Origin of the sequence: Promicromonospora kroppenstedtii DSM 19349 (genome assembly GCF_000515355.1) — a bacterium.
Taxonomy (GTDB): domain Bacteria; phylum Actinomycetota; class Actinomycetes; order Actinomycetales; family Cellulomonadaceae; genus Promicromonospora; species Promicromonospora kroppenstedtii.
Window position 1 is genome coordinate 34,014 of record NZ_KI911690.1, and the last position, 3,719, is coordinate 37,732.

A 3,719-nucleotide genomic window follows, 5' to 3' on the forward strand; every position below is an offset into this window, starting at 1 on the left:
GAGCGGCTCGCCGCGGCGCTGGTCGAGCGGTTCGCGCGGACCGCCGACGTCGAGACGCACGAGGTGCTGGTCACCCACGCGTTCCAGGTCGCGTGGCTGGTGCGGCACGCGCTCGACGCGCCGCCGGCCCGCTGGCTGGGCCTGAACAGCGGCAACGCGGCGCTGACCGTGATCGAGTACCGCGACGGCCTGCCACCCACGGTGGTGCTGTTCAACGACATGGGGCACCTGCCCGGTGACCTGCGCTGGACGGGTTTCCCGCCGTCGGCGCGACCCTGATGCGACGCGCGGGTCACCAGAGTGATCTGAGGGCCTGCACGTCCTAGGGGATCAGGCCTGCCCAGCGGCGGGAGGTGTCGACCAGGGCGACCCGGTCGAGCGCGTCGATCTCCTCCTGGGTGTGCCAGGCGACGCCGTCGGTGGAGCCGTCCTCCTCGACGCGCAGCTCGCCGCCCGTGATGCGCGCCCGGTAGACGATGCGCAGAGCCTGCCCCGGACGGTCCGCCGCGTGCACGCGCTCGGCCGCCGGGAACACGATGCTGTCGACGCCCAGCAGCCCGTCCAGCTCCACGTGGTAACCAGTCTCCTCGTAGACCTCCCGGACGGCGGCGTCGGCCGGGTGCTCGCCCGGGTCGATGCCGCCGCCGGGCATCGTCCAGCCGTGGTGCGTGCCCTCGGACCAGTGCGGCAGGAGCATGCGGCCTGCCTCGTCGGTGATGACCGCGTACGCGGAGACTCGCAGGTCCATGGTCCCGTCGGTACTGGTGAACATGGTGCCCAGCATGGCGCACCCGAGTACGCCGGGGCGCCAACGTTCGCGCTCATCGAGGAACACCCGGGCGGACCGAGACCGCTCAGGCGAACAGCACCGCCAGCTCCGCCGCCTGTGCCCGGCCGACCGCGCGCCCCGCGGCGGCCGACGGCGCCCGTGTCTCGGGGGAGAGCGGGTTGATGCCGAACGCCTCCATCGAGGCGTCGTCGGCGCAGATCATGAGCACCTTCGCCGGCGCCAGGGCCTCGACCTGCTCGGTAGCGGAGGGCCCGAACGGCGACGGCGACCCCGGCCGCTGCGGCGTGACGACCAGCACGTGGTCGGCGCCCGCGGCCAGGTCGACGTTCGCGACCGACCGGATGCCGCCGTCCACGTAGCGCCGGCCGTCGATGGTCACGGGCGGCCACACGCCCGGCACCGCGCAGCTCGCGGCGATGGCGTCGAGGAGTCGCACGCCCGAGTCGCGCCGGAAGACCCTCAGCTCGCCGGACTCGGCATCGACGGCGGGGATCGCGAGATCGGTGTCCGGCCACCGCGTGCTCAGCAGCTGCGCCTCGTGCTCCTTGAGCCGGGTCGCCTCGTCCGTGGTGTGCGCGGTCAGTGCCATCGCGCCGATCCGGCGCCGGATCTCCAGAGGGTCCGGGGGCGTGCCGTCGGGGGCCGGCTCGAAGGCGGCGGCCCAGCCCGCGAACATCGCGGGACCGTCGAACTCGACCACGAAGTCGAGGCCGTCGTCGACCAGCTGCGCCTCGTAGAGCGCCTCCAGCGGCGTGCCGCTCGTGATCTGCGCGGCCACGGCGGACCCGGCCGAGGTGCCGACGACCCGGTCGGCGCCCAGCAGCCGGGCCGCGAGGTCCCGGTCCTTGTCGGCGATGCCCTGCAGCACGCCCAGCTCCCAGGCGACGCCTGCCACGCCGCCACCTCCGAGTACGAGTGCGTCCGTCATGTCTCGCACACTACGACCGGGTTCCGGGCCCGGCGAGGTCACGCGAGGGTGATCGCGGGGCGCTCCCGGGGGCGCAGGAGTCGTCCGAGCCCGCCAGGCTTGCCCACCCGCGACGCCGCGAGGCCCGGGATGTCGAGCACGGCTGCGATCTCCCGGTGCACGGCGCGCGCGATGCTCAGGGGGTCGCCCCGGCGCGCAGTTCGTCCGCGAGCGAGGTCAGGAGCGCGGGTCAGCCGATCGGGTCGCCCGCCACGGCCTTGGCCGCCAGGCGTTCCTCCTCGCTGACCTCCCAGACCTCGTGGGCGGCGTGCAGGGCCAGGAGGATGATCACGCAGCCCAGGACCAGGTCGGGCCAGCCGGAGCCGGTCCACGCGGTCACGAGGCCCATCGCGATGATCGCCACGTTGACCAGCACGTCGTTGCGGGCGGAGAGGAACGCCGCCCGGCCCAGCGCGCCGCCGGTGTGGTGGGCGCGGGCCAGCAGCCAGGCGCTGGTCCCGTTGACGGCGATCGCCCCGAGCGAGGCCAGCACCAGCGGGCCGACGTCGGGCGCCGTCGGGTCGGCGAACCGGCCCACGGCCTGCCAGGCGGCCACCGCGGCCGGCCCCAGGATGATCAGGGCCATGACCCTGCCCATCAGCGCCCGCCGGGCCAGCGGCCAGCTCAGCGCCACCAGGATCAGCAGGTTGATCGCCGTGTCCTCGAGGAAGTCGACGCTGTCGGCGAGCAGGGAGACCGACCCGGCGGCGAGCGCCACGGTGAGCTCGACGAAGAAGTAGGCGAAGTTGAGGAGCGCGACGACCAGCACGGTCCGGCGCAGGCCGGCCAGGCGGTCGTCAGGTGACGTGGGCACGGTGACATTCTGCCGGGCGGGTCGGGTTGCGGCTGGCGGCCCGGATCCCTTTGAGGCCTAAGTTTCTTCGCTTTGACGAACGTCAAAGCGAAGAAACTTAGGCCTCAAAGGGAAGCGCGCCGTCCGGGTTGACCGGGGTCAGTCCGCCGAGCGGACCATCGCCCGTACCCCGACCGTCAGCCCGACGGCGGCCGTGGCCACCGCCGCCACCCAGCCCCACGCGACGGCGGAGGACGCCAGGTCGCCCGCGAACGCGGCCCGCCCGGAGTCGACGACGTACCGCAGCGGGTTCACCGTCGAGACGGCGCGCATCCACGCGGGCCCGGTCTCCAGCGGCAGCAGCATGCCGGACAGCAGCATCACGGGGAACAGCACCGTCTGCTGCACCACCCAGAACATCCACTCCTGCTTGCGCACCGCGAGCGCCAGCGAGTACGACAGGGCGCCGACGCCGATGCCGAGCACGGCGAGCTGCAGCAGGGTGAGCACCGCGCCGAGCGGGTCGGGGCGCAGGCCGAACGGCAGCATGACGAGCAGCACCACCGCGGACTGCGCCAGGACCGGCACCATCTCCTTCAGGGCCCGGCCCACGAGCTGCGCCGACCGGGACAGCGGGGTCACCAGCATCCGCTCGTGCACGCCGGAGGAGATGTCGAGCTGCAGGTTGGAGCCGGTGACCGAGCTGCCGAACAGCGTGGTCATCGCCAGCACGGCGGGCACGAACCACAGCCAGACGTCTGAGCCCAGGGTCGCGCCGGCCGAACCGACCAGCAGCGGACCGAACAGCCCGAGGAACACGAGCGGCTGGATGAGGCCGAACAGCAGCGAGAACGGGTCGCGCGCCACGGGGCGCAGCTCCCGGAGCAGCACGATGCGGGTGTCCCGCACGAAGCTGCGGCGAGCCAGGCGTCCCGCGGACGTCGACGGGGCGGGGGTCAGGGTCGCGGCGCTCATGCCGGGACCTCCTTCTTGATCGGTGCGGCGGTGGCGGTCTGGGTGTCGGCGGGGTCGCCCGGCCCGGCGGCGTCGACGCCGGTCTCGCGGAGGCTGCGGCCGGTCAGGCCGAGGAACACGTCGTCGAGCGTGGGTCGGGCCACGTCCACGCGGCTCACCTCGAGGCCGGCGGCGTCGGCCGCGCGCAGGAGCCC

The 3,719-nt window shown here is 73.8% G+C and carries 6 protein-coding genes and 1 pseudogene; 1 reads left to right on the forward strand and 6 read right to left on the reverse strand.

Annotation, left to right across the window (positions count from 1 at the left end):
* The coding region (locus tag PROKR_RS16480) for a histidine phosphatase family protein (protein WP_211240159.1) at positions 1-279 on the forward strand (279 nt) is incomplete at its 5' end.
* Between the two features lie 43 nt (positions 280-322).
* Here PROKR_RS16480 and PROKR_RS16485 read toward each other — a convergent pair.
* The 6 genes and pseudogenes from PROKR_RS16485 to PROKR_RS16505 all read right to left on the reverse strand — a co-directional run.
* On the reverse strand, positions 323-748 hold the full coding sequence (locus PROKR_RS16485; RefSeq protein ID WP_036964806.1) for an NUDIX hydrolase: 426 nt from the start codon (positions 746-748) through the stop codon (positions 323-325).
* A 106-nt stretch (positions 749-854) separates the two neighbouring features.
* Positions 855-1,718: a patatin-like phospholipase family protein gene (locus tag PROKR_RS16490; protein ID WP_036964775.1), complete on the reverse strand. Its 864-nt coding sequence runs from the start codon at positions 1,716-1,718 to the stop codon at positions 855-857.
* A 38-nt stretch (positions 1,719-1,756) separates the two neighbouring features.
* Positions 1,757-1,879 carry a hypothetical protein gene (locus PROKR_RS37865; protein ID WP_281171725.1) on the reverse strand — a complete coding sequence of 41 codons (123 nt, stop codon included), beginning with the start codon at positions 1,877-1,879 and terminating at the stop codon, positions 1,757-1,759.
* 68 nt (positions 1,880-1,947) lie between these two features.
* The gene (locus PROKR_RS16495; RefSeq protein ID WP_211240160.1) at positions 1,948-2,571 is read right to left on the reverse strand and encodes a cation efflux transmembrane domain-containing protein; all 624 of its coding nucleotides are present in this window, start codon (positions 2,569-2,571) and stop codon (positions 1,948-1,950) included.
* A gap of 138 nt (positions 2,572-2,709) precedes the next feature.
* A complete protein-coding gene (locus PROKR_RS16500) occupies positions 2,710-3,525 on the reverse strand; it encodes an ABC transporter permease (protein WP_084800491.1) in 816 nt (271 codons plus the stop codon).
* A pseudogene (locus PROKR_RS16505) lies at positions 3,522-3,719 on the reverse strand (ABC transporter); the annotation flags it as partial. The gene PROKR_RS16500 and the pseudogene PROKR_RS16505, both read right to left, overlap by 4 nt.

Bases quoted from the DNA above. Each gene is read 5' to 3' on its own strand.
- PROKR_RS16485 (WP_036964806.1), bottom strand. From the start codon at position 748: ATGGACCTGCGAGTCTCCGCGTACGCGGTCATCACCGACGAGGCAGGC.
- PROKR_RS16490 (WP_036964775.1), bottom strand. From the start codon at position 1,718: ATGACGGACGCACTCGTACTCGGAGGTGGCGGCGTGGCAGGCGTCGCC.
- PROKR_RS16500 (WP_084800491.1), bottom strand. From the start codon at position 3,525: ATGAGCGCCGCGACCCTGACCCCCGCCCCGTCGACGTCCGCGGGACGC.